The sequence below is a fragment of the Martinezella lusitana genome (assembly GCF_900094565.1).
Classification (GTDB): Bacteria; Pseudomonadota; Alphaproteobacteria; order Rhizobiales; family Rhizobiaceae; genus Rhizobium; species Rhizobium lusitanum.
On record NZ_FMAF01000029.1, the window covers coordinates 62,694 to 85,466 of the forward strand.

The 22,773-nt window shown below is 60.0% G+C and carries 23 protein-coding genes and 3 tRNA genes; 14 read left to right on the top strand and 12 right to left on the bottom strand.

From position 1 onward, the window contains the following. Nucleotides 1–12 precede the first annotated feature (12 nt). From GA0061101_RS32025 to GA0061101_RS32035, 3 genes are all read left to right on the top strand, one after another. Nucleotides 13–480: a GNAT family N-acetyltransferase gene (locus tag GA0061101_RS32025; RefSeq protein WP_092576625.1), complete on the top strand. Its 468-nt coding sequence runs from the start codon at nucleotides 13–15 to the stop codon at nucleotides 478–480. A 106-nt stretch (nucleotides 481–586) separates the two neighbouring features. Then, nucleotides 587–985, top strand: coding sequence for an NADH:ubiquinone oxidoreductase subunit NDUFA12 (locus tag GA0061101_RS32030; protein ID WP_037194329.1), 399 nt, complete (start codon nucleotides 587–589; stop codon nucleotides 983–985). Between the two features lie 104 nt (nucleotides 986–1,089). Continuing rightward, entirely contained in the window at nucleotides 1,090–1,530 is a 441-nt protein-coding gene (locus GA0061101_RS32035) for a DUF2155 domain-containing protein (RefSeq protein ID WP_047553400.1), read from the top strand. Between the two features lie 67 nt (nucleotides 1,531–1,597). Here the strand turns inward: GA0061101_RS32035 and GA0061101_RS32040 are convergent, their stop codons facing one another. From GA0061101_RS32040 to GA0061101_RS32065, 6 genes are all read right to left on the bottom strand, one after another. Next, nucleotides 1,598–2,149 (bottom strand): DUF1062 domain-containing protein, encoded by a 552-nt coding sequence (locus GA0061101_RS32040; protein ID WP_342587932.1) that lies wholly within the window; start codon nucleotides 2,147–2,149, stop codon nucleotides 1,598–1,600. 374 nt (nucleotides 2,150–2,523) lie between these two features. Continuing rightward, the gene (gene aat, locus GA0061101_RS32045; RefSeq protein ID WP_037201325.1) at nucleotides 2,524–3,138 is read right to left on the bottom strand and encodes a leucyl/phenylalanyl-tRNA--protein transferase; all 615 of its coding nucleotides are present in this window, start codon (nucleotides 3,136–3,138) and stop codon (nucleotides 2,524–2,526) included. Between the two features lie 3 nt (nucleotides 3,139–3,141). Next, the gene (gene accC, locus GA0061101_RS32050) at nucleotides 3,142–4,494 is read right to left on the bottom strand and encodes an acetyl-CoA carboxylase biotin carboxylase subunit (RefSeq protein ID WP_173410718.1); all 1,353 of its coding nucleotides are present in this window, start codon (nucleotides 4,492–4,494) and stop codon (nucleotides 3,142–3,144) included. Between the two features lie 4 nt (nucleotides 4,495–4,498). Continuing rightward, the gene (gene accB / locus GA0061101_RS32055; RefSeq protein ID WP_037201323.1) at nucleotides 4,499–4,960 is read right to left on the bottom strand and encodes an acetyl-CoA carboxylase biotin carboxyl carrier protein; all 462 of its coding nucleotides are present in this window, start codon (nucleotides 4,958–4,960) and stop codon (nucleotides 4,499–4,501) included. Between the two features lie 24 nt (nucleotides 4,961–4,984). Then, nucleotides 4,985–5,422 (bottom strand): type II 3-dehydroquinate dehydratase, encoded by a 438-nt coding sequence (gene aroQ, locus GA0061101_RS32060; RefSeq protein WP_034486834.1) that lies wholly within the window; start codon nucleotides 5,420–5,422, stop codon nucleotides 4,985–4,987. Between the two features lie 184 nt (nucleotides 5,423–5,606). Continuing rightward, on the bottom strand, nucleotides 5,607–6,374 hold the full coding sequence (locus tag GA0061101_RS32065; protein ID WP_092576627.1) for a DsbA family protein: 768 nt from the start codon (nucleotides 6,372–6,374) through the stop codon (nucleotides 5,607–5,609). A 209-nt stretch (nucleotides 6,375–6,583) separates the two neighbouring features. Between GA0061101_RS32065 and GA0061101_RS32070 the strand changes: the two genes are divergently transcribed. Continuing rightward, entirely contained in the window at nucleotides 6,584–7,741 is a 1,158-nt protein-coding gene (locus GA0061101_RS32070; RefSeq protein WP_092576643.1) for a pyridoxal phosphate-dependent aminotransferase, read from the top strand. A 159-nt stretch (nucleotides 7,742–7,900) separates the two neighbouring features. On the opposite strand, the gene GA0061101_RS32075 is transcribed toward GA0061101_RS32070, so the two are convergent. Further along, nucleotides 7,901–10,801: an Rne/Rng family ribonuclease gene (locus GA0061101_RS32075; RefSeq protein WP_092576629.1), complete on the bottom strand. Its 2,901-nt coding sequence runs from the start codon at nucleotides 10,799–10,801 to the stop codon at nucleotides 7,901–7,903. A gap of 641 nt (nucleotides 10,802–11,442) precedes the next feature. On the opposite strand from GA0061101_RS32075, the gene GA0061101_RS32080 reads away from it, so the two are divergent. The 3 genes from GA0061101_RS32080 (at nucleotide 11,443) to prfB (ending at nucleotide 16,669) form a co-directional block, all read left to right on the top strand. After that, nucleotides 11,443–12,693: an N-acetylmuramoyl-L-alanine amidase gene (locus GA0061101_RS32080; protein ID WP_425350037.1), complete on the top strand. Its 1,251-nt coding sequence runs from the start codon at nucleotides 11,443–11,445 to the stop codon at nucleotides 12,691–12,693. Between the two features lie 258 nt (nucleotides 12,694–12,951). Further along, nucleotides 12,952–15,411, top strand: coding sequence for a penicillin-binding protein 1A (locus tag GA0061101_RS32085; RefSeq protein ID WP_092576631.1), 2,460 nt, complete (start codon nucleotides 12,952–12,954; stop codon nucleotides 15,409–15,411). Nucleotides 15,412–15,537: 126 nt separating this feature from the next. Continuing rightward, nucleotides 15,538–16,669 (top strand): peptide chain release factor 2 gene (gene prfB, locus GA0061101_RS32095; protein WP_112442694.1). Its coding sequence is split into 2 segments (ribosomal slippage): nucleotides 15,538–15,606 and nucleotides 15,608–16,669, totalling 1,131 coding nucleotides; the frame shifts between segments, so codons are not numbered across the junction. 69 nt (nucleotides 16,670–16,738) lie between these two features. Here the strand turns inward: prfB and GA0061101_RS32100 are convergent. After that, the gene (locus GA0061101_RS32100; protein WP_037201309.1) at nucleotides 16,739–17,512 is read right to left on the bottom strand and encodes an NAD kinase; all 774 of its coding nucleotides are present in this window, start codon (nucleotides 17,510–17,512) and stop codon (nucleotides 16,739–16,741) included. Nucleotides 17,513–17,680: 168 nt separating this feature from the next. Between GA0061101_RS32100 and GA0061101_RS32105 the strand changes: the two genes are divergently transcribed. The 3 genes from GA0061101_RS32105 (at nucleotide 17,681) to GA0061101_RS32115 (ending at nucleotide 18,597) form a co-directional block, all read left to right on the top strand. Continuing rightward, nucleotides 17,681–17,756 (top strand) — tRNA-Thr (locus tag GA0061101_RS32105). Between the two features lie 131 nt (nucleotides 17,757–17,887). Then, on the top strand, nucleotides 17,888–18,157 hold the full coding sequence (locus GA0061101_RS32110) for a hypothetical protein (RefSeq protein WP_037201307.1): 270 nt from the start codon (nucleotides 17,888–17,890) through the stop codon (nucleotides 18,155–18,157). A 146-nt stretch (nucleotides 18,158–18,303) separates the two neighbouring features. Next, on the top strand, nucleotides 18,304–18,597 hold the full coding sequence (locus GA0061101_RS32115) for a hypothetical protein (protein ID WP_051964339.1): 294 nt from the start codon (nucleotides 18,304–18,306) through the stop codon (nucleotides 18,595–18,597). 11 nt (nucleotides 18,598–18,608) lie between these two features. On the opposite strand, the gene GA0061101_RS32120 is transcribed toward GA0061101_RS32115, so the two are convergent. The 3 genes from GA0061101_RS32120 to rlmB form a co-directional block, all read right to left on the bottom strand. Continuing rightward, a complete protein-coding gene (locus GA0061101_RS32120) occupies nucleotides 18,609–19,403 on the bottom strand; it encodes a class I SAM-dependent methyltransferase (RefSeq protein WP_092576633.1) in 795 nt (264 codons plus the stop codon). 111 nt (nucleotides 19,404–19,514) lie between these two features. After that, nucleotides 19,515–20,213: a protease inhibitor Inh/omp19 family protein gene (locus GA0061101_RS32125; RefSeq protein ID WP_047640960.1), complete on the bottom strand. Its 699-nt coding sequence runs from the start codon at nucleotides 20,211–20,213 to the stop codon at nucleotides 19,515–19,517. A gap of 39 nt (nucleotides 20,214–20,252) precedes the next feature. Continuing rightward, entirely contained in the window at nucleotides 20,253–21,161 is a 909-nt protein-coding gene (rlmB, locus tag GA0061101_RS32130) for a 23S rRNA (guanosine(2251)-2'-O)-methyltransferase RlmB (RefSeq protein ID WP_092576634.1), read from the bottom strand. Nucleotides 21,162–21,360: 199 nt separating this feature from the next. On the opposite strand from rlmB, the gene GA0061101_RS32135 reads away from it, so the two are divergent. Both GA0061101_RS32135 and GA0061101_RS32140 read left to right on the top strand, forming a co-directional pair. After that, nucleotides 21,361–21,445, top strand: a tRNA-Tyr gene (locus GA0061101_RS32135). Nucleotides 21,446–21,471: 26 nt separating this feature from the next. Further along, a tRNA-Gly gene (locus tag GA0061101_RS32140) sits at nucleotides 21,472–21,545 on the top strand. A 41-nt stretch (nucleotides 21,546–21,586) separates the two neighbouring features. Here the strand turns inward: GA0061101_RS32140 and GA0061101_RS32145 are convergent. After that, nucleotides 21,587–21,727, bottom strand: coding sequence for a hypothetical protein (locus GA0061101_RS32145; protein ID WP_244655133.1), 141 nt, complete (start codon nucleotides 21,725–21,727; stop codon nucleotides 21,587–21,589). A 124-nt stretch (nucleotides 21,728–21,851) separates the two neighbouring features. Here GA0061101_RS32145 and GA0061101_RS32150 point away from each other — a divergent pair, with 124 nt between their 5' ends. Both GA0061101_RS32150 and GA0061101_RS39045 read left to right on the top strand, forming a co-directional pair. Next, nucleotides 21,852–22,274 carry a DUF3597 domain-containing protein gene (locus tag GA0061101_RS32150; protein ID WP_047553219.1) on the top strand — a complete coding sequence of 141 codons (423 nt, stop codon included), beginning with the start codon at nucleotides 21,852–21,854 and terminating at the stop codon, nucleotides 22,272–22,274. 406 nt (nucleotides 22,275–22,680) lie between these two features. Then, a partial coding sequence (locus GA0061101_RS39045) for a GTP-binding protein (protein WP_018010120.1) occupies nucleotides 22,681–22,773 on the top strand: 93 nt, incomplete at its 3' end.

Sequence of the window (22,773 nt, forward strand, 5' to 3'; positions counted from 1 at the left end):
GGCAGGTCGATCATGAACAGCGCCGATTTGATCATTCGCGAAGCTCGTGAGGCTGACCTTCCTTCCTTGATCGACCTCTTCGCCGCAGATGCTGTCGGCGGCCACGGCGATACCACCGATCCATCCGCCTATGGCGATTACCTCCGGGCCTTCCGCACGGTCGATGCCTCATCCGAGCAGACGCTCTACGCCGCCGAACTGGCCGGCGAAGTCGTAGGCACGTTCCAGACGATGATCACGACATCGCTGACCGGCCGTGGCTCCTCCGCGATGATCATCGAAGCTGTGCAGACGCGCACGGATCTGCGCGGGCAGGGGATCGGCGCCGCAATGATCAATTTCTGCATTGCCGAGGCAAAAAGCCGCGGCATGCGGCTGGTGCAATTGACCTCGAACGCCCAGCGCAAGGATGCTCACCGCTTCTATGAGAGATTGGGTTTCAAGCCGAGCCATCTTGGTTTCAAGATGACATTGAAATGACAGCGTTTGCCTGCTGGAATCACTGGACAAGCCCGTCCGGTGGCGGCATAAGCAAGCTATCGAATTCTGGTATCGCTCGCCATTCAGCGGGTATCGAGGAAAAGACATGTGGAATTTCATCGTACAAACATTCACCTGGTGGAATGGTCAGACAATGGGGACGCGGTTCGCGACCTGGCGTTTCGGCAAGCGCGTCGGCGAGGATGAATTCGGCAATGTCTATTACGAAGGCGGCATGTCCTCCTACGGTCTCCCGAAGCGCTGGGTGATCTACAAGGGTTACGCGGAAGCCACGGCAATTCCCCCGGGCTGGCATGGCTGGATGCATCACCGCACCGACGTTCCGCCAACCAAGGAAAACTATGTCGCCAAGGAATGGGAAAAGGGGCACCGCGCCAACCAGACCGGCACTCCGCAGGCCTATCGCCCGCCGGGCTCGCTGGCCGTTGCCGGCGAGCGTCCGCGCGTGACCGGCGACTATGACGCCTGGACCCCGGGCAACTGAGCAGAAGGGGCCGGCTCGTCCTTTGGCCACAATTGGCCGTTAGGCGCGAGAGATGCCGGCTCTTGCTCGGCGCTTTGACCGAGACCAAGCGGAGATTGCCGGATATGACGTTTTTCACGCGGAGCGCTTCTTTGCGTGTAATGGCGGGAGCCGTGATCGCTCTCTTGGCTGGCATCGTTTTGCCGCCTTCCGCAGAGGCGGCCCGCATCGCCAATCCCGTCGCCGTTTTCTCCGGCCTCGACAAGATCACCGGCCGTATCACGACATTCGATGTCTATATGAACGAGACCGTGCAGTTCGGCGCGTTACAGGTGACGCCGCGGGCCTGCTACTCGCGTGACGATACCGAACAGCAGAAGGTGGACGGTTTCATCGAAGTTGATGAGATCACGCTGGATCGCCGCATCCGCCGCATCTTCACCGGCTGGATGTTCGCCGACAGCCCCGGTCTCAACGCGGTCGAGCATCCGATCTACGACGTCTGGCTGAAAGAGTGCAAACAGAAATCCGACATCCCGCCGCCGGATACCGCCGGCGCGAAATAGCCGATCCCTTGAGAATCCGCAGCCTTGCCGACTCGCCCGCAGGAGCATCGCTCCCGCGGACGATTTGCTATTTTGCCTTCGGATTTGAGGCTGCCTCACCGATCGCATCGCGATCATCTTCATCGGACAGATCGATGACGATGCGCATGCCGACCTTGATGCGATGACGTAGAACGTCGCTGTGGTCCGGATGGCCTCTCAGCTTGCCGCGGCCATGCAGCACGTTGAGCCTGGATCTCGAAATGGCCAGCTCGGACGCAAGCAGGCGATCAAGGCGAAGGTTCAAGGCGAACACGCTCGCAAGCTCGATTTCCAGTGTTGTCCAGCTCGCTTTCCCCTGCGCTACTTCCTTCCGGACAATGGCGTCAGGCGATTCATCGATGCGCAGCGCCTTGCGCTTCAGTCCGTCGAGATCGAATTCCTGAAGTCGTACCCAGTCCGGATCGTTGCCTCGCAAGGCTTCCAGGGTAGCAGGGCTGAGATCACGAATGGTCCGCCGTTCGAAGAGGGTCCGATTCCACGTCTTCCCGCAATCGGAGCATTTATAGATAAGCCAGGCATCAAGCCTTTTGCCATTGGCATTGAGCCTCATCTTGCCGCTCGATTTGAAGGGTTTCAAGCATCCGCAGCCGCTACAGGCGATCCATCTGGAAGTTCACCAAGCTGATGGCGGGACAAGCCCTTTATGGGCACGGTATGGCGATGGTACGGGACGGCTGAAGAGCTGAGACAGCAATGGCTGTGCTAGGCGCGTTTTGACAATGCCAAACCGGTCTCAGACCACCACCCGATGAACATGAACATGCATCGGGCGGCGACACGCTTCCCTATGCATGGGGTGAAACTGGATGAGACCGGTATTTACGACGGCAAAGCGAAACCTCTATGCACCAACGCTCTTCGCGTCGAGCGATAGCAAATACCAACCGGAATTTGAAGTCTTCGGCGCACGAATACCTTTAGTACGCTCCGCAGGGCGCAGCTCTGATCGCCTCAAAAGCTCAGATTGGGTGATTCCATCGCCTTTTCGAGCATTTTCGCGTAGTCGTCCTTCGGCACGTCGATTGCGCCAAACGTCTTCAGGTGCTCGGTCGTGAATTGCGTGTCGAGCAGTGTGAAGCCTCGTTGCCGCAGGCGCTCGACCAGATGGACGAGGCAGATCTTCGAAGCGTCGGTGCGGCGGGAGAACATGCTCTCACCGAAGAAGGCGGACCCCAGCGAGACCCCGTAAAGGCCGCCGACCAGTTGGTCATCCTCCCAAGCCTCGACGGAATGCGCATGGCCGATATGGTGCAGCGTCGAATAGAGCGCGCGGATGGTCTGGTTGATCCAGGTGCTGGGCCGGCCGCTCGTGTGCTCGGCGCAGGCGGCGATGACGGCGTCAAAATCGGTGTTGAAACGGATGTCGAACGGCCTATGGCGGATGGTCTTTGCCAGGCTCTTCGAGACATGAAAGCTATCGAGGGGCAAGACACCGCGAATTTCCGGCTCGACCCAGAAGATCTCCGGGTCGTCGGCCGATTCGGCCATCGGGAAGAGTCCGATGGAATAGGCGCGCAACAAAATCTCCGGGGTAACGCCGGGGCGTCTGCTGCGCGTTCCTGGCACGGCTTAGGCCGATGTCCTGGCCAGGTAGTCTTCCAGCCAATGGATATCGTAGTCGCCGTTGGCGATATCCTGGTTGGAAACCAGATCCTGGAATAGCGGCAGGGTGGTCTTGATGCCGTCGACCACGAATTCGTCGAGCGCGCGGCGCAGGCGCATCATGCATTCGACGCGGGTCCGGCCGTGCACGATCAGCTTGCCGATCAGGCTGTCGTAGTAAGGCGGGATCTTGTAGCCCTGATAGGCGCCCGAATCGATGCGCACGCCAAGCCCGCCGGGCGCATGGAAATGCGTGATCGTGCCGGGCGAGGGGATGAAGGTGCGCGCGTCCTCGGCATTGATGCGGCATTCGATGGCGTGACCATGGAAATGCACTTCATCCTGCGTCACCGAAAGACCGCCGCCGGAGGCGACGCGGATCTGTTCGTGCACGAGGTCGATGCCGGTGATGGCCTCCGTAACCGGATGCTCCACCTGCAGGCGGGTGTTCATTTCGATGAAATAGAACTCGCCATTTTCATAGAGGAATTCGATCGTGCCGGCGCCGCGATACTTCAGCTTCTTCATGGCGTCGGCGCAGATCTGGCCGATCTTCATGCGCTGCTCGACATTGAGCGCCGGGGAATTGGCTTCTTCCCAGACCTTCTGGTGGCGGCGCTGCAGGGAGCAGTCGCGTTCGCCGAGATGCACGGCGTTGCCTTCGCCGTCGCCGAACACCTGAACTTCGATGTGGCGCGGCTTGCCGAGGTATTTTTCCATGTAGACGGAATCATTGCCGAAGGCAGCGCCCGCTTCCGTGCGCGCCGTCGACCATGCTTCGACCAGGTCCGCTTCCGTGCGCGCCACCTTCATGCCACGACCGCCGCCGCCGGCGGTTGCCTTGATGAGCACCGGATAGCCGATCTCGCGCGCCGTCTTCAGCGCGTCTGCCTCGGTCTTCACTTCGCCGTCAGAACCCGGAACGACCGGGATGCCGAGCTGCAGAGCGGTGGTCTTGGCGGTGATCTTGTCGCCCATGATGCGGATATGATCCGCCGTCGGACCGATGAAGGTGATGCCATGCGCCTCGAGGATGTCGGCGAACTTGGCATTTTCCGACAGGAAGCCATAGCCGGGATGCACGGCGTCGGCGCCGGTGATCTCACAGGCGGCAACGATCTGGTGGATGTTGAGATAGCTTTCGCGCGACGGCGGCGGGCCGATGCAAACGCTCTCATCCGCAAGCCGTACATGCATCGCGTCGGCATCGGCGGTGGAATGAACCGCGACGGTGGCAATGCCGAGTTCCTTGCAGGCGCGCAGCACACGCAGGGCGATCTCTCCGCGATTGGCTATGAGAATCTTCGAAATCATGGGCATGGGCTTACTCGATGACGACAAGGGGTTCGCCGTACTCGACCGGGCGTCCGTCCTGAACGACGATTTCCGTGACCGTGCCGGATTTAGGCGCAGGGATCTGGTTCATCGTCTTCATGGCTTCGATGATCAGCAGCGTCTGGCCTTCCTTGACGACCGAGCCGACCTCGATGAAGGCGGCCGAGCCCGGGGCCGGCGCCAGATAGGCGGTGCCGACCATGGGTGCGCTGACGACGCTATCGGGATTGCGCACCTTGCCCGCGGGAGCGGCGGCCGCGATGGGAGCAGCGGCTGCTGCATAAGCAGGTGCTGCGACCGGCGCCTGAACATATTGCGGCGTGCCGGCGCGAGACACACGAATGCGCAGATCTTCCTGCTCCACTTCGATCTCGGTCAGATCCGTCTCGTTGAGAATATTGGCGAGATCGCGAATCAGCGCCTGGTCGATACCCGATTTCTTTTCAGCCATTGGTTTTCTTGCCCTGTATTTTTGTTATTGGGTGATGGATTTCAGCGCGTGCAGCGCCAGGATGTAACTATAAGGTCCGAAACCACAGATCATGCCCTTGGCAGCGGGCGCGATCATCGATTTGTGTCGGAATTCTTCTCGCGCGTGGATGTTGGAGATATGCACCTCCACCACGGGAACGGAAATGGCGCGGATCGCATCGTGCAGCGCGATCGAAGTATGGCCATAGGCGCCAGGATTGATCGCGACGCCAGCGGCGGTATCGCCGGCTTCATGCATCCAGTCGACCAGCACGCCTTCATGATTGCTCTGGCGGAAATCGATGATGAAGCCCAGGCTTTCGCCCGCGGACTTGCAGTCTGCTTCTATATCCTTGAGCGTCTTGCCGCCATAGATGCCCGGCTCGCGCTTGCCGAGAGCGTTCAAATTGGGTCCGTTGAGGACAAAAATAGTTTGCGCCATCAGAGGTTCCGTCAAAGTGCAGCGCAACCTATAGACTCCCGAGGCCTTGTAGGAAAGCCCCGGAGCGTAGGTTGCGCGTCTCTAGGTGTGGAAACGCCGCGATTTTGGCAATTTTGAGCCCTGTCGAAATCCACGTGGTTTCGATGGTGCCTCAAATGCAGCGCGCGGCGCGGAGATGTGATCGTCAGCAGGTGGTCTTGCCGCAGCTGCGGACATTGGCAATCTTCTGCTGAATGGCTTCGAGCCCGATTGCGCCGGAAATGGTTTCGTTGCCAATGACATAGGCGGGCGTGCCCGTGACGTTGAGATCGGTGGCAAGCTGGTAGGTCGCCTTGATCATATCGTTGTTCGGGCTCTTTGCCATTTCCGCGCGGATGGCTGCTTCTTTGACGCCAAGCGAGGCGGCAACCTCGATGGCGCTGTCCTCCGAGGCGCGGCCGTCGCTGCTCAGCAGCGTGTGATGGAATTCGGCATATTTTTCAGGCGCAAGCTTGCGGAATGCATCGGAAACCCGCGAAGCCGCGACCGAGTCCGCCCCGAGGATCGGGAATTCCTTGAGCACGAAACGCACGTCCTTGTCCTGCTTCAGCAGCGTGTCCATGTCGCCGAGCGCATGGCGGCAATAGGTGCAGTTGTAGTCGAAGAACTCCACGACGGTGATGCTGCCCTTCGGATTGCCGATCGCGACATCATCCTTGGAGTTGAAGATCGCGTCCTTGTTCTGGGCGATCACTTGGGACGACTGGGCGAGGCGGGCCGCCTCCTGCTTCTTCTCGAGCGCGGCCTGCGCATCGAGCAAGACTTCCGGATGTTCGACGAGGTATTCCTTGATGAATTCCCCCATTTCCTTTTTCTGCTGATCGTCCAGCGCGGCGGCGGGCTGGATTGTGGCGAAGGACGCTGTGAGGGCAATCGCCGCAACCGTCAGCAGGCTTTTGAAAGAAAAGGTCATTGGGTCCTCGTTTGGATCTATGCGGAGACTTTCTCGGATGCGGCATAGCATCGTCGGGTCAACTTCCGCAAATACGGATCAGCAACTTACGGCGCAAGCTTGCTTCCAGAAACAGGAATTTTCGCGACGAAGCCGCAATCGCGGGATTGTGAATGAACCATTATTGCGGCAAATGTCGCACGGCGATCCGATCCGAGAGAGAATTGATCTTGTTTTCCCTATCCAAGCGCAGCGATGTCGAACCCTTCCACGCCATGGATGTGCTGGCCGAGGCGACGCTTCGGCGTCAGGCCGGTTATCCGGTCATTTCGATGGCTGTGGGACAGCCGTCCCATCCGGCGCCCCAGGCGGCGCTTGAGGCGGCGCGCGCGGCGCTCGGCCACGGCCGTATCGGCTATACGGACGCGCTTGGGACGCTGACGCTGCGCCAGGCGCTCTCCGCGCACTACCAGACCCGTCACGGACTGTCGGTCGATCCGAAGCGCATCGCCATCACCACCGGCTCGTCGGCTGGCTTCAATCTTGCCTTCCTGACCTTGTTTGATGCGGGCGACAGCGTCGCCATCGGTCGCCCTGGCTATCCCGCCTATCGCAATATCCTCGCGGCATTGGGGCTCGATGTGCTGGAGGTGCCGGTGACCGAGGAGACGCAGTTCACGCTGACGCCGGAAAGCCTGGAGGCGGCACAGGCGGAGAGCGGCAAGCGGTTGAAGGGGGTGCTGCTTGCAAGCCCCGCCAATCCCACAGGCACCGTCACGGGCAGGGCGGCGCTGAAGGCGCTCGCCGATTATTGCGCCGATCGTTCCATCGCCTTCATTTCCGACGAGATCTATCACGGGCTCACCTTCGTCGGCGAAGAGACGAGTGCGCTGGAACTGACCGACGAAGCGATCGTCATCAACTCCTTCTCGAAATATTATTGCATGACCGGCTGGCGCGTCGGCTGGATGGTGCTGCCGGAGCGGTTGGTGCGCCCCATCGAGCGTGTCGCCCAGAGCCTATATATCTCCGCGCCGGAACTGTCCCAGATCGCTGCAGAGGCAGCGCTTGGCGCAGGCGCCGAACTCGATGTCTATCGCGAAAGCTATGGGCGCAACCGCGATTTCCTGATGCGGCGTCTGCCCGAAATCGGCTTCCGTATCGCTTCTCCGATGGATGGCGCTTTCTACGCCTACGTCGATGTCAGCCGCTTCACCAATGACAGCATGATCTTCGCCCGCAAGATGCTCGCCGAAATCAACGTCGCCGCCACGCCCGGTCTCGATTTCGACCCGGACGACGGGCATCGCGCGATGCGGATCTCCTATGCCGGCTCGAATGCCGAGATCGAGGAGGCGGTTGAACGCATGGCGGCCTGGCTGAAATAGGCTAACGGATCAATGTGTTGCGCCAGTCTGCGAATGTGGTTGCGCGGGCGTGAGCACCGTTTCCAAGCATGAGCCTTAAACCTGGCGATCTGCAGAAACAAAAAACCGGCCGCGTCACCACGGCCGGTTTTTTGATCAATTCTTCCCAAACAGCAACGCTCAGAAGAAACCGCGGCGCTGCCACCAACCAGCCTTCTTCGGCTTGGTCGGATCGCCGTCACCATCGCCGCCCTCGTTGGTGCGGGTGGATTTGACCACCGGCTCGGAGGACGAGACGTTCGACTCGCGGTTGGCGCGTGCCGGCTTGGCCACGGCTGTTTCGGATTCCGCCGCAGCTGCCGGTTCGGGTTCTACCGGGCGGTCGAGATCAGCGACAATTTCGGCCACCGTCTCGGCTTCGGTATCAGTTGCAGGTGCCGCTTCGACGACCGGTGCTTCGACTGGCGATGCTTCCGCCTTCGGCTTGCGACGGCTGCGGCTCTTGGCGGGCTTCACGTCCTCGGTGACGACGGACGCCGTCTCGACGGCTGCCATGGCCGGCTGGCCTTCGACGGCGGCCTCGCCTTCGGCAACGACGATTTCGGCGACGGTCACAGCAACATCGCTTTCGCCGTCATCCTGATGATCAGCGCCTTCGTCGGAACCGGCTTCGTCGCCGGCAGCCAATTCATTGCCCTCGCCATCGCGATTGCGGCGGCCGCCACGCTTGCCGCGGCGGCGGCGCTTGCGCTTCTGCTGCGCGTCGTCGCTGCCGGACACGGCGGAGATTTCGGTATTGCCGACGTTGTCGTCTTCGTCGCCTTCATCCCCGTCCTCATCGCCATCTTCCGTAGAGGTGTCGGAGGTTGAATCGGAGGCTGTCTGGGCATCGCCGCTGCGACCGCGACGACGGCGGCGGCGCTTGCGCTTGCGGTTGCCATCATTGTTTTCGGAGCGGGCGGCAGGCTGCTGCTCGACGCTTGCAGCCTTTTCTTCCAGCTCCTCGTCTTCATCCTCATCGGCCTCGATGACGATATCGTCGTCATCGTCCTCCGGAATGGCGGCGAAGTTGAACAGGCTCTCGATCTTCACCGGATTGGCCACCGGCTCGCCGCGGTCAATCGCGAAGTGCTGCGTGCCCACGGCATTGTCGGCGCCGATGACGATGGAAACGCCGAAGCGGCTTTCGTAATCGGTGATCGTCTGGCGCTTGTGATTGAGCAGGTAGAGCGCAATGTCCGGCGTCGTGCGCACGATGATGTCGTGCGTCGTGTTCTTGAGCAGGTATTCCTCGATGCCGCGCAGGACATGCAGCGCGACAGAGGACTGCGAGCGCACATGGCCGGTGCCGCCGCAATGCGAGCAGATCTGTGTGGTGCTTTCGAGAACCGATGCGCGGATGCGCTGGCGCGACATTTCCAGCAGGCCGAAATGCGAGATGCGGCCGACCTGGATGCGGGCGCGGTCGTTCTTCAGGCATTCCTTCAGCTTCTTCTCGACGGCGCGATTGTTGCGCTTTTCTTCCATGTCGATGAAGTCGATGACGATCAGGCCGGCAAGGTCGCGCAGACGAAGCTGACGGGCGACTTCATCGGCTGCCTCGAGGTTCGTCTGAAGCGCCGTATCCTCGATCGAATGTTCGCGGGTCGAGCGGCCGGAGTTGACGTCGATCGAAACCAGAGCTTCCGTCTGGTTCATGATCAGGTAGCCGCCGGACTTCAGCGTGACCTGCGGCTGCAGCATGCGGTCCAGCTGTGCCTCGATGCCGGAGCGCGAGAAGATCGGATGGATGTCGCGATAGGGCTGAACCACCTTGGCGTGGCTCGGCATCAGCATCTTCATGAAGTCTTTCGCTTCACGATAGCCTTCCTCACCGGAGACGATGACTTCGCTGATATCCTTGTTGTAGAGGTCGCGGATCGAGCGCTTGATAAGGCTGCCTTCTTCATAGACGAGGCAAGGGGCGGTCGAAGCGAGCGTCAGCGTGCGGACGTTTTCCCACAGGCGCATCAGATATTCGAAGTCGCGCTTGACCTCGACCTTGGTGCGGTTGGCACCGGCGGTACGCAGGATGACACCCATGCCCAGCGGCACTTCGAGCAGCTTGGCGATTTCCTTGAGGCGCTTGCGATCCTGCGGATTGGTGATCTTGCGGGAGATGCCGCCTCCGCGCGCCGTGTTCGGCATCAGAACCGAATAGCGACCTGCGAGCGAGAGATAGGTGGTCAGCGCCGCACCCTTGTTGCCGCGTTCTTCCTTGGCAACCTGCACCAGCAGGATCTGCCGGCGCTTGATGACTTCCTGAATGCGGTACTGCTTGCGCGGCTTGCGCTGCACGCGGTCCGGAACCTCTTCCATAGCGTCTTCGGCGCCGACGGATTCGATCACTTCCTCTTCATGGTCGTGATCATCATCGTCGTCATCGTCGCTGCGGCGCTTGGAAAGGTCGACATTTTCGGAGATCGAATCGGTTTCGACCATCGCGGCCATTTCGCCGGACGGACCTTCCTCTTCTTCGCTCGGTGCATCGACGGCGGTCGTTGCCTCGGCGGCAGTCTCGTCAGACGGAGCGGTCGCGACCGGCTTCTTGCGGCTGCGGCGAGGCCTGGCCTTCTTTGCCGGAGCCTCTTCCTGAGGGGTGGCGATTGCCTCGGCGGCAGGGGGCTCTTCGGCGATCGCGGCAGGCACAGCGTTGTCGTTGCCGTCCTTCGCAAGGATGCCGACATCCGGCTGCTCCTGCTGGGAGAGGTCGAGCGCCGTTTCCACATGCTCGACATCGTCGTCGCGGCGATGTTCCTCTGCTTCGGCCTTCAGCAACGCTTGCCGGTCGGCGAGGGGGATCTGGTAATAATCAGGGTGAATTTCGGCGAAGGCGAGGAAGCCATGGCGATTGCCGCCATAATCAACGAACGCGGCCTGAAGCGAGGGCTCGACCCTCGTTACTTTTGCGAGATAGATGTTGCCGCGTATCTGCTTCTTGTGCTGCGACTCGAAGTCAAATTCTTCTATGCGGTTCCCGCGAACGACAACGACGCGCGTCTCTTCCTCGTGAGACGCATCGATAAGCATTTTGTCTGCCATGAAAGCTGTGCTCCTCGGCGCGGGCAACCGGATGGGGGCCTGCCTGTCGCTGGGACAAGCCGGACGCGATCCGCCGTTGCTGCACCGGATAATGAAAGTCGCGATTGGTTGTACGGCGATGACAGCATCCAGACGGCAGCCGGGGCATTACTTCCCTGGGGTCTGTTCACTTCCTGAAAAAGCTGCTGCGGTAACATCCGTAACCAAGCGAGATCAACTATGCCTTAGACCCAACCGGGTCCGATGAATTTGCTCTCTAAAGAGCGTTTGGTGGCTCTCCACCGATGAATTTCCCGCCTGAGGCTGAAAATTCAGATATCCACTGTTGGAGCAGAAGCTCTTGTAGACGGCGGATGACTGCCGCTTATGGCGCCTGGTACTCGAGGCGGCTGCCTTTGCGGCGACTCTATCCCGTCAACACTTCTACCCTAACATGCGTTGTATGTTTTATCTGTCACAATAGCAAGGGAAAAGCCAAGTATGCCATAATATTGATGGATTCGTCGGATGATGAGAATGAAGGAGGGCGTCTTCTGATTCTTCTCCCGGCGTATCGCCGGGCGGCGCCATCACGTCACACTTGGTTCCCGTTATGGGACTTCAAAAACAACGTCGAAACCAATATGGGGCGCGTTGGACACGTGTTAAAGGGATTGCGGCATGCGGCGGAGACTGGCGTGAGGGCTTTGCGACTTGCGATGGCGACCTTCGCCCTCATGATGCTGGCAGCGTTTTTGCCGTTCGCGGCGACGAATGCGGCGGCCGATCCCGTGCTGGCCTTTGGCGCCCGTATCGCCGGCGACGATGCCCGCACGCGCATCGTGATCGACATGGATCGCGAGCCGACCTTTTCGGTTCATTATCTCGACAATCCGGTTCGCGTCGTGGTCGATCTCCCGGCGACTGCCTTCGGTTTTCCGGCTGCGGATTTGAAGGCGGCCGGTCTCTTCAAGGATATTCGTTACGGGACGATGGACGCAGACAGCGCCCGAATCGTTCTGACGGCGAAAAAGCCCGTGAAGCTGGTCATGGCCAAGGTGCAGGCCAATGAAGACGGTAAGGGCAGCCGCCTCGTGCTCGATGCCGAAATGCTGCCCGCTGAGCAATTCACCGAGCTTGTAAAAGAGCAGAGCTGGACGAGCGATGATACGGCAAAGGATGTCGGCCCGGTCGAATCGACGCAAAAAGCCGATCCGAATACCTTCCTCGTGGCTGTCGATGCCGGCCACGGCGGCATCGACGCCGGTGCGACCGGCAGCGATGGCGTCACGCAGGAAAAGGACATCACGCTCGCCTTCGCAAAGATGTTCGCCGACAAGCTGAATGCCCAGCCTGGCATCAAGGCGTTTCTCGTACGCGACAAGGATCAGTATCTGTCGCTGTCGGAACGGGTGACCATCGCCCGCCAGAATCACGCCTCGCTTTTCATTTCCCTTCATGCCGATACGCTCAAGCAGAAGGATATTCGCGGCGCGACTGTTTATACGATCTCCGACAAGGCTTCGGACAGGCTCGCCGGCGAAGTGGCCGACCGCGAAAACAATTCCGATCAGATCGCCGCCGCCGACACGCAGGCTCAGCCGCCCGCCGTTACCGACATCCTGATGGACTTGACCCGGCGGGAGACGCAGGCCTTCTCCATCTCACTGGCGCAGGATGTGTTGTCCTCGTTCAATGGGCAGGTCTCCACGATCAATAATCCGCATCGCCACGCCGGCTTCCGCGTGCTGCAGGCGCCGGACGTTCCGTCCATTCTGCTCGAACTGGGCTTTCTCTCCAACAAGGACGACGAGAAATTGCTGCTCGATCTCGACTGGCGGCAAAAGGTGGCCGATCGGCTGACAGAGGCCGTGAAGCAATATCGCGTATCGATCATCGCAAATGGTGGCTAGCCGCGTCATGCATCCGGTCGTACGTGGCTTCCATGTAACAGCTGCTATTATTAGCGCCTAATGAAACTGGGAATACTGGAGACAAGCCCTATTTTGCTCACATTCCCGCCTTTACAGCAAAGTATCGTTCGTCCGCGGGTCGCACACGGCTTTGTCTCGCCGCCGTCTTGCATTAACACCGCGGGCGTGCAAAACGCCCGTGGTTATGCGATGATCTCGCGCATATGCCGCATGAAGAACAAGCACCGGTAGTATCACATGATCAGACTGATTGGATATTTCTTTGGGCTGGGCTGCCTCCTGTTTCTGGGTGCTGCCGCGGCTGCGGCTATCTATCTGAGCGTCGTTTCCAAGGAACTTCCCGACTACGAAGTGCTTGCGAAATATGCGCCTCCGGTGACGACCCGCATTCATGCCGGCAACGGCGCGCTGATGAAGGAATATTCGCGGGAGAACAGACTTTTCGTGCCGATTCAGGCTATACCTGACCGCGTCAAGGCCGCCTTCCTCTCCGCTGAAGACAAGAATTTCTACAATCATCCCGGCGTCGACGTCGGCGGCCTGGCACGCGCCGTTGTGGTGAACCTGCAGAACATCGGCTCCGGCCGCCGCTTCGTCGGCGCGTCGACCATCACGCAGCAGGTCGCCAAGAACTTCCTGCTGTCCGCGGACCAGACCTTCGACCGCAAGATCAAGGAAGCGATTCTGTCGTTCCGCATCGAGCAGGCCTATAGCAAGGACAAGATCCTAGAGCTCTACCTCAACGAGATCTACTTCGGCCTCAATTCCTATGGCATCGCCGGCGCTTCGCTCACCTATTTCGACAAGTCCGTCAACGAGCTGACCATCGCCGAAGCGGCCTATCTCGCGTCGCTCCCCAAGGGTCCTTCCAACTACAATCCGTTCCGCCGTCCGGAAGCAGCGATCACCCGCCGCAATTGGGTGATCGACCGCATGGTGGAGAATGGTTATGTCAGCCAGAGCGATGGCGAGGACGCCAAGAAGCAGCCGCTCGGCGTCGTGCCGCCAAAGAGCGGTCCGTCGCTGTTTGCCTCGGACTATTTTGCCGAAGAAGTGCGCCGGCAATTGATCGACCAATATGGCGAAAAGACCCTTTATGAAGGCGGTCTCTCGGTTCGCACTTCGCTCGATCCGCAGATGCAGCTGGAAGCGCGCAAGGCTTTGCAGGATGGTCTCGTCGATTATGACGAGCGCCGCGGCTATCGCGGCCCGATCAAGCAGATCACGACGTCGCAGGATTGGGGCGTCGAGCTTGCCAAGGTCCCGACCTTGAGCGACGTTCCCGAATGGCAGGTCGCCGTCGTACTCTCCGCGTCCGATCAGGCCGTCGACATCGGCTTGCAGCCGAGCGTCGATGCTGGCGGCAAGGTTTCAACGGATCGCAGGCGTGGCACGATCGCCGCAGCCGACATGCGCTGGGCTTTCCGCTCGGCCGGCGGCAAGGCTGTGAAATCACCCAGCGGCGTGCTGAGCCCGGGCGATGTGATTTTCGTGCAGAAAACCGGTGGTGCCGATTCCAGCACCTATCGCTTGCGCCAGCCGCCGAAGGTGCAGGGTGGCCTGGTCGTCATGGATCCGCATACGGGCCGCGTGCTCGCCATGGTCGGCGGCTTCTCCTATGCGCAATCCGAGTTCAACCGTGCAACCCAGGCAAAACGTCAGCCGGGCTCGTCGTTCAAGCCCTTCGTCTACGCGGCGGCAATGGACAACGGCTATACGCCGGCCTCGGTCATCCTCGATGACCCGCTGCAGATCACCCTCAGCAATGGGGATGTCTGGAAACCGACAAACTATGAAGGCGAGGGCGGGGGCGTCCACACGCTGCGCTTCGCCATCGAACATTCCCGCAACCTGATGACGGTTCGTCTCGCCGCCGACATGGGCATGCCGCTCGTCGCTGAATATGCCGAGCGCTTCGGGATCTACGATCATATGAATCCGGTTCTCGCCATGTCGCTGGGCGCCGGCGAGACGACGGTGCTGCGCATGGTCTCGGCCTATTCGGTCATCGCCAACGGCGGCAAGCAGATCAAGCCGACGCTGATCGACCGCATTCAGGACCGCTACGGCAAGACCATCTTCAAACATGAGGAGCGCGTCTGCGACAGCTGCAATGTCAGCGCCTGGCAAAATCAGGACGAACCTGTGATCGCCGACAATCGCGAGCAGGTGCTCGATCCGATGACCGCCTATCAGGTCACGTCGATGATGCAGGGCGTCATCATCCGCGGTACGGCGGCCGGCAAGATCAAGCTCAACACCGATGTCGCCGGCAAGACCGGTACGACCAACGATGAAAAGGATTCTTGGTTCGTTGGCTTCACGCCGAGCCTCGTCGCCGGCCTGTATGTCGGTTACGACACCCCCGCCACGCTCGGCAGGGGTGGCACCGGCAGCGGGCTTGCCGCGCCGATCTTCAACGAATTCATGCAGGCTGCCACGAAGGATGAGGCGCCGGAGAAATTCCAGGTTCCGGCTGGCATGACGATGATGGCGGTCAATCGCGCGACCGGTATGGCGGCGGAACCAGGCGATCCGAGCGCCATCATGGAAGCCTTCAAGCCCGGCACCGGCCCGGCTACGAGCTTGACGGTCATTGGTGGCGGCGAGGCTGCGCAGGTTGCGCCAGAGGAAATTCTGAGGACGTCGCCGCAGGCGAACCAGGCTGTTACCTCCGGGTCGGGCGGCCTCTTCTGATCCCATCCTATTTGTCCGATCATCATGCCGCGGGGCTTTACACCCGCGGCATGTATATCTATGTCACCAGCATTCTTTGAATTGAACAACGGTTCACATCGAACCGCCGAATAAAGAAGCAGGATTATGCGAGCGGAAATCGAGAAAATAGTCGACGAAACCAAGCAGGCCATAAGCCTGCTGAGGAGGCATCTTTGACTGGGACCAGGCGGTAAGACGACTGGACTGGTTGAACAACAAGTCAGAGGACCCGACCCTCTGGAACGATGCTGCCGAAGCGCAGAAACTCATGCGCGAGCGCCAGCATCTCGATGATGGCATCAGCGGCGTACGTGCGCTCGAACAGCAGCTTAACGACAATATCGACCTGATCGCGCTTGGCGAGGAAGAGGGCGACGACGATGTCGTCCGCGAAGCCGAAGAGGCTCTCAAGAGCCTGAAAGCGGAAGCTGCGCGCCGGCAGGTGGAGGCTATGCTCTCGGGCGAGGCCGATTCCAACGATACTTATGTCGAAGTCCATTCGGGCGCCGGCGGCACCGAGAGCCAGGACTGGGCGAACATGCTGCTGCGCATGTACACCCGCTGGGCCGAACGCCAGCGTTTCAAGGTGGAACTGCTCGAAGTCCATGACGGCGAGGAAGCCGGCATCAAGTCGGCAACGCTTCTGGTCAAGGGCCACAATGCCTATGGTTGGCTGAAGACCGAATCGGGCGTTCACCGCCTGGTCCGCATCTCACCCTATGACAGCAACGCACGTCGTCACACGTCTTTCTCGTCGATCTGGGTCTACCCCGTCGTCGACGACTCGATCCAGATCGACATTAACGAAAGCGACTGCCGCATCGACACCTACCGTTCGTCCGGCGCCGGCGGCCAGCACGTCAACACCACCGACTCGGCCGTGCGCATCACCCATATCCCGACGGGTATCGTCGTGCAGTGCCAGCAGGAACGCTCACAGCACAAGAACCGCGCAAAGGCGTGGGACATGCTGCGCGCCCGCATGTACGAGGCGGAGCTGATGAAGCGGGAAGAGGCTGCCAATGCCGAAGCTGCTTCGAAGACCGATATCGGCTGGGGTCACCAGATCCGGTCCTACGTCCTGCAGCCCTATCAGCTCGTCAAGGATCTGCGCACCGGCGTGGCCAGCACGGCTCCCAGCGATGTGCTGGACGGTGATCTCAATGAGTTCATGGAAGCCGCTCTCGCGCACCGCATCAGCGGCGCGGCAGACGCGGTTGTCGACGACGTCGAGTAACCTCAAATATACCGAGATAACCAAAAGCCCGGGAAACGGGGCTTTTTTCATGTGGCCATGCCATGGGCTTCAATCCGAAAATTGTTCCGCAAGTATCCGCTCCGACCAGGAGCGATCCGGATCGGAAAGGATGCGCGCGGTCGTGTCCTCGGTCTGGGCGATTCGCACGCTCAGTACCGATTTGACCTCGGCATTGTCGGCAACGGCGTTGACCGGTCTTTTTTCCGGCTCCAGCACGGTGATGTCGATCGACACCTTGTTCGGCAAGAGAGCGCCGCGCCAGCGGCGGGGGCGGAACGCGCTGACGGGCGTCATGGCAAGCAGCGGCGCTTCAAGTGGAAGAATGGGGCCGTGCGCCGAAAGATTGTAGGCTGTGGAGCCAGCAGGCGTCGTGACCATCAAGCCGTCGCAGATCAGCTCCGGCAGGCGCACATGTCCATCGATCTCGACCTTGAGCTTCGCCGCCTGATAGGATTGGCGAAAAAGCGACACCTCGTTGATGGCAAGCGCGACTGAAGTGCTGCCATCCTCGTTACGGGTGCTCATCTGCAGCGGATGAAAAGCATTTTCCACAGCTGCGTCAATGCGCTCCGCCAGGCAATCCGTGCGGTAGTCGTTCATCAGGAAGCCGATGGAGCCGCGATTCATGCCATAGACGCGCTTGCCGGAATTCATCGTCTTGTGCAGCGTCTGGAGCATGAAGCCGTCGCCGCCGAGCGCCACGACCACATCCGCTTCCTGCTGCGGCGTCTGGCCATAGAGGCGAATCAGCTCTTCCTGTGCCTCCAATGCTTCCGGCGCAGTTGAGGCGAGAAAACAAACAGATTGAAAACTACGCGACATGTAATGTCCTTTTAATGATCGTACTACGTAATGATATTCCCCCTATGCGACAAGACGTTTTGTAAAGACTGGTGAATCCCCAATCCGCTCTTGTGCGAGGGATCATGGGGAAGGCGGCCGATTTTCTCTTTACAGGAAATCAAAATCTGCTACTTGGCATGCCGATGTGCCCTTGTAGCTCAGTTGGTAGAGCACCTGATTTGTAATCAGGGGGTCGCGGGTTCGAACCCTGCCGGGGGCACCAGATCTTTTCAAGAATATGGTGGCCGTGTTATCGCTGGTATGGAAAACCGGCGGCAGCAGACCAATATGTAGATGCCGACGCCTTCGGGACGTTCGCAACGATCATCAACAACATCGTGTCCTTGGAAAAACATGACCCTCAAGCCCAAGAAGCCTAAACTCGAGCACTCCGAGCTGTCGGGTGAGTTCACCGATGACGATGTGACCGTTTTGGTCGATATCTTTCGTCCGGCCGGCAGCAATGCCGACTGGCGGATGGAAGTCATCACGCCGGAAGAGGATCTGATCGAATGGGAGGAGCCCTTCGCGACCGACCGTGAAGCTTTCGACGAATTCCTGGCAACGATTGCACGCGATGGCATCAGGTCATTTTTCGACGAAGCGGATCCGGCGGTTCACTAGCAGGCCCCAGCGGCTCTGCCGGCTTCAAATTGCGCCTCGGCTCTCCGCCGGGGCTTCATTGGGCCAATGCCTTAAAATGCGGGCTCATTTACAATGTTTGCAATAGGCATACACTCATCTCGTCAGTGGCGGGTGAGGATATGTTCATGCGCAAGACATCGAGGTATGTCGTCTTGGGATTGCCGCTTGTTGCGATCGCGGTGATTACCAGCGTGTCGGCGTTGGCCGGCGAGAATTGCTACTGCAAGAATACGGATGGTAAGCAGCATGCGGTCGGCGAGGTCGCCTGCATGACCGTGGGCGGCAAGAGCTATCTCGCGCAATGCGAGATGAACCTCAATGTCACCTCGTGGTCGAAGCTGCAGGAGGGATGTCCGGTTACCCAAAGATCGCTCTGGCGGCAATCGGCTTGGCACGTGACACCGATTGCCCTTCGCTGAACATTGCCGCTCTAATGGCAGCGATAGGCGCGTTCGGAAATGGCACCCATGCCGGAACGGGTCATGAGTTCGTAGAGAAGACGCCGGCTGAAGGGATTGTGCAGGCGCACGGCGTCGGACCCCAGAAAATGCGTTTCCGCCAATTCGAAGGCTCCGAGGTGCGGCGCCTGTTCTATCGCTGCGCGATAGAGGTCGTGAAATTCCCGCCGACAGACATAGGTCTTGTATTTGGTCATGCAGAAGGCGGAGAAGATCTCGTCGTTCTCGCGGAGGAAATCGGCGACCCCGACTGTCACTTCCGGCCAGGCGGGATTGAAGGTGTCGTCGAAGATAATGACGCCGTGATCGGCGAGGGTGTCCTTCGCCAGGCTGCTATCGCTGACCAAATTGGACAGGCTGTGGCCGCCATCGACGCTGAAGAAGCGCACCGAGCCGACTTTGTCGACGATATCGCTTGGCGATACGTCCGCGCTGTCGCCGACAACGAGCAGTTCCTCGTCCACGGGCAGGCCGAGCCTGTCTCCGTTTTCGAGAAAGAGGCGATACTGCTCGGAGATGCCGTCCGCCGTATCTCCAATATCGAAGAGGTCGATGCCGAGCACGCTGGCGTCAGGCCCTGCAATCTTCTTCAGCAGAAAATAGGAGCGGCCGAAATAGATGCCTATTTCCGCGATGCCGCCATCAAGATCGTTCTGGTTTTGCCATTCCAGGAGTGAAAGATAAACAAGCGCATCGGGCGGATCGATATATCCCTCCACGCTGCGTAGATCGTGGAAAATGAACTTTCGGATATTCGGTAGTACCATGCGCGCCGCACCAACCTTGCGTTATGTGACAATCGTTTCCAGCCTTTGAGCTGGTTCCATAACACATAGTCACATTTCCGGGAGGTCAACCCATGGCGCGTTTTCAGGCGTTCAGCCGCCCTGTTTGCGCACCAGCAACAGCGGCTCGCCTTCCTCTTCGTCGGATTTCTGGAAACTGCCGTCCGGCTTCATATCGAAGGAAAGCGAGGAGCCGTCATTGCCGAGCATCACCAGGCCGAAGCCTTCGGTTGCCCAGAGCGAAAGCTTGAGATCGCCGATCTCGCTTGCGCAGTCCCCGCTAGGTGACATCTTGGCGGTGCCGTCCGGATCCTTGTCCGTGGTCAGCGTGATGTCGCAGACCGGTTTGCCGTCCGGCCGCTGGATGCGCCACGCTCCGGCAAGGCTTGCGACGGTCGGCACGTGATCGACGTCGTCGAGCGCCGGCAACAGCCATGTGGGATCGCCTGCGTCGCTCTCCCAAGGGGAGCCTTCTTCCTGCTGAAACCGGATGAGCGCCTTCGCTGCGGCATCGACGATAGTGAGCGCACCGTCATCGGTGAAATTCCAGGCGCTTGCCTTGGAGAGCGCGGGCAGGGCCGCCGCGCAGGCTTCCGCCCCGCTTATGGCGTAGCCGCCGGAGATCGCGCGGGTCTCGAAGGTAAGGCGGCAGCCTTTGGCGCCGTTTTCGGGCGCAACCAGCCATGCGCCGGCTTGAGCCTTGACGAGTTCGTCGTCAACTGCGCGTGCCGGCTGACCGATTGTGAGAACAAGGGCGGCGGAGAGCGCCGTAAGGCCAAGAATGCGGATCAAAGCAAATTCCCCCAACTTGCTGCGGCAGCCGCAGTGTCGCTAGATTTTCAGATAGGACCGCGCCGCATAGAGCGCGATCGCAGCTGCGTTCGAGACATTGAGCGATTTTATCGCGCCCGGCATGTCGAGCCGCGCCAGCGCATTTACCGTTTCCCGCGTTTTCTGGCGCAGTCCCTTGCCCTCGGAGCCGAGCACCAGGGCGACCTTGTCGCCGCTGAAGGTACCCTCGAGCGGCGCGGGGCCTTCCGAATCAAGGCCGATGGTGGTGAATCCGAGGCGATGCAGCTCACTGAGCGCATCGGCGAGATTGGTGATCTGTATATAAGGTATGAGCTCGAGCGCGCCCGAGGCGGATTTTGCCAGCACACCTGATTCGGTCGGGCTGTGGCGCTGGGTGGTGATCACGGCCCCCGCATCGAAGGCTACGGCCGAGCGCATGATCGCTCCGACGTTGTGCGGGTCGGTCACCTGGTCGAGAACCAGCAGCAGCGGGCTGTCCTTCAGCGCCTCGAGGCGGCGCACGGGCAGGGGGCGCGTTTCCAGCATTACGCCCTGGTGGATTGCTTCAGGGCCCAGCACCTTGTCGATATCCTGCGGTGGGACGATCTCAACGGGAATGCCAAGCGCGTCGACCGGGCCGACCTCCAGCCGCACCAGCGCATTCTGCGTCGTCGACAGCTTGATGTTCTTGCGCTCGGGATTGGCAAGGGCGGCGCGAACCGTATGCAGGCCGTAAAGAAGGACCTGATCGGGCGCGAGCGCCGGAGGCTTCCAATCATCCGCGCCGGGCCGCTTTCGCTTCTGCGGCTGTGGCGTCGGGATTTCGCCGCGCTCGCGCTTGGCATCGCGATGTGCGCGACGCAGGGTGGCGTAATGCGTGTCCTTGGCCGACTTGTCGTCGGTGGTGGTATCGGGGCCGGAGCGGCCGGATGTTTTGTCTTTGCTCATGCGGCTTTATAACCAGCGCCTTCCCGGGCGCATAGCCCTCTTTCGCCGCCGCGCTTTTCTCACAGGCTGAAATTTTTTCGTCATTTTTGGCAATTCCTTATGTTGACAGACGGAAGTCGTCCGGTCATATACGCGGCGCAGATCACGGCGGCGACGCCACGGTCGAGCAAACTTGGTCGCAAGATCCAGTCGGAATACTGGAGGGATGCCCGAGTGGTTAAAGGGGACGGACTGTAAATCCGTTGGCTCAGCCTACGTTGGTTCAAATCCAACTCCCTCCACCATTCCGCACAGGATCTTGACCACCCGCGCGGGTATAGCTCAATGGTAGAGCAGCAGCCTTCCAAGCTGAATACGCGGGTTCGATTCCCGCTACCCGCTCCAAGTCTCGAAATTTTTAGTCATTCGGACAGGTACTTATTGTCTTAGCGGATCTCGCCGGCAATCTGCCGCAGCAGACCGGCGAGTTGTGCCTCGTCCACCGGCCCGAAAAATTCCGCGTCGGCGGTCTCGACAGCCACGATGGCGCGCTGTGCCGCCGCCCCGGCTGCGGTAATGCGTATCACCGGCCCGGGAATCGTGATGGTCGGTCTCCCGCGCTCACCCGTCTTTGCACAGTTGACATGAAGGGTTGCTTATATCAACGCGAGCGTTAGATATTGCTCAGGCAACCGAAACGGGAGAACGGAAATGGGTATTTTCGACAAGATCAAGGGTGCAATCTGGGGAGAGGCAAAGGCTGCTCCGGCACCGACGCAGACCACAGCGGCAACCGCCAACCCGGCCCCTGCGCCGACGCCGGCTCCTTCAGCGACCACGGCAGCAACATCGCCTGCGACCAGCGCGCCGGCCGCTCCGGTCGATATCGCCTCGATCCTCGATGCGGCCGTCAAGAAGAGTGGCCAGAAGCTCGACTGGAAACATTCGATCGTCGATCTGATGAAGGCGCTCGGCATGGACGCGAGCCTTTCGGAGCGCAAGGAGCTGGCGCAGGAACTGGGTTATACCGGTGATGCTGGCGATTCCGCCAAGATGAACATATTTCTCCACAAGGCGCTTCTGAAGAAGCTCGCGGACAATGGCGGCAAGGTGCCGGCCGAGCTTCTCGACTGACAGGCGCCGGGCTTCGGTGCTGACGGCACCGGACATCGATCGTTGTAGACGACGATTTGTCGTCGCCTAATTGCTCTGCGCCCTTTCCCACCGGGAGAGGGCGCTTTGCATTGATGAGTGGCGTTACCCGATGAATGCTTCCATTCCTGCATCCGGCACTGGAATTCATGCCGGCGCGTGCCTATCTAAGCCATTGAACCGGCAGACGCTTTTATATCTTTCCGGATCGGCCGGCGAACCTTGGGCGGCGAATGAATATCGAGGGCTGCGGATCCCGCGCCATCGACCAGGCTTCGCCCGGAATAGGCCCTGCAATTAAGTCTTGCGCAAACGCGACGAAAGCCTTAAACGGCGGCACTAAACCGGTTCGCCGGGGTCACTCATTACGTTCATAGGAAGCATTCAAATGGCAAAGAGTAAGTTTGAGCGCAATAAGCCGCACGTTAACATTGGTACGATTGGGCACGTTGACCACGGCAAGACGTCTCTGACGGCAGCG

What these genes read in the sequence shown, in the direction of transcription:
- GA0061101_RS32025 (WP_092576625.1), top strand. Translation starts at nt 13, where the DNA reads ATGAACAGCGCCGATTTGATCATTCGCGAAGCTCGTGAGGCTGACCTT.
- GA0061101_RS32030 (WP_037194329.1), top strand. Translation starts at nt 587, where the DNA reads ATGTGGAATTTCATCGTACAAACATTCACCTGGTGGAATGGTCAGACA.
- GA0061101_RS32035 (WP_047553400.1), top strand. Translation starts at nt 1,090, where the DNA reads ATGACGTTTTTCACGCGGAGCGCTTCTTTGCGTGTAATGGCGGGAGCC.
- accC (WP_173410718.1), bottom strand. Translation starts at nt 4,494, where the DNA reads ATGCCCATGATTTCGAAGATTCTCATAGCCAATCGCGGAGAGATCGCC.
- accB (WP_037201323.1), bottom strand. Translation starts at nt 4,960, where the DNA reads ATGGCTGAAAAGAAATCGGGTATCGACCAGGCGCTGATTCGCGATCTC.
- aroQ (WP_034486834.1), bottom strand. Translation starts at nt 5,422, where the DNA reads ATGGCGCAAACTATTTTTGTCCTCAACGGACCCAATTTGAACGCTCTC.
- GA0061101_RS32065 (WP_092576627.1), bottom strand. Translation starts at nt 6,374, where the DNA reads ATGACCTTTTCTTTCAAAAGCCTGCTGACGGTTGCGGCGATTGCCCTC.
- GA0061101_RS32075 (WP_092576629.1), bottom strand. Translation starts at nt 10,801, where the DNA reads ATGGCAGACAAAATGCTTATCGATGCGTCTCACGAGGAAGAGACGCGC.
- GA0061101_RS32085 (WP_092576631.1), top strand. Translation starts at nt 12,952, where the DNA reads ATGATCAGACTGATTGGATATTTCTTTGGGCTGGGCTGCCTCCTGTTT.
- GA0061101_RS32100 (WP_037201309.1), bottom strand. Translation starts at nt 17,512, where the DNA reads ATGTCGCGTAGTTTTCAATCTGTTTGTTTTCTCGCCTCAACTGCGCCG.
- GA0061101_RS32110 (WP_037201307.1), top strand. Translation starts at nt 17,888, where the DNA reads ATGACCCTCAAGCCCAAGAAGCCTAAACTCGAGCACTCCGAGCTGTCG.
- GA0061101_RS32115 (WP_051964339.1), top strand. Translation starts at nt 18,304, where the DNA reads ATGCGCAAGACATCGAGGTATGTCGTCTTGGGATTGCCGCTTGTTGCG.
- GA0061101_RS32120 (WP_092576633.1), bottom strand. Translation starts at nt 19,403, where the DNA reads ATGGTACTACCGAATATCCGAAAGTTCATTTTCCACGATCTACGCAGC.
- rlmB (WP_092576634.1), bottom strand. Translation starts at nt 21,161, where the DNA reads ATGAGCAAAGACAAAACATCCGGCCGCTCCGGCCCCGATACCACCACC.
- GA0061101_RS32150 (WP_047553219.1), top strand. Translation starts at nt 21,852, where the DNA reads ATGGGTATTTTCGACAAGATCAAGGGTGCAATCTGGGGAGAGGCAAAG.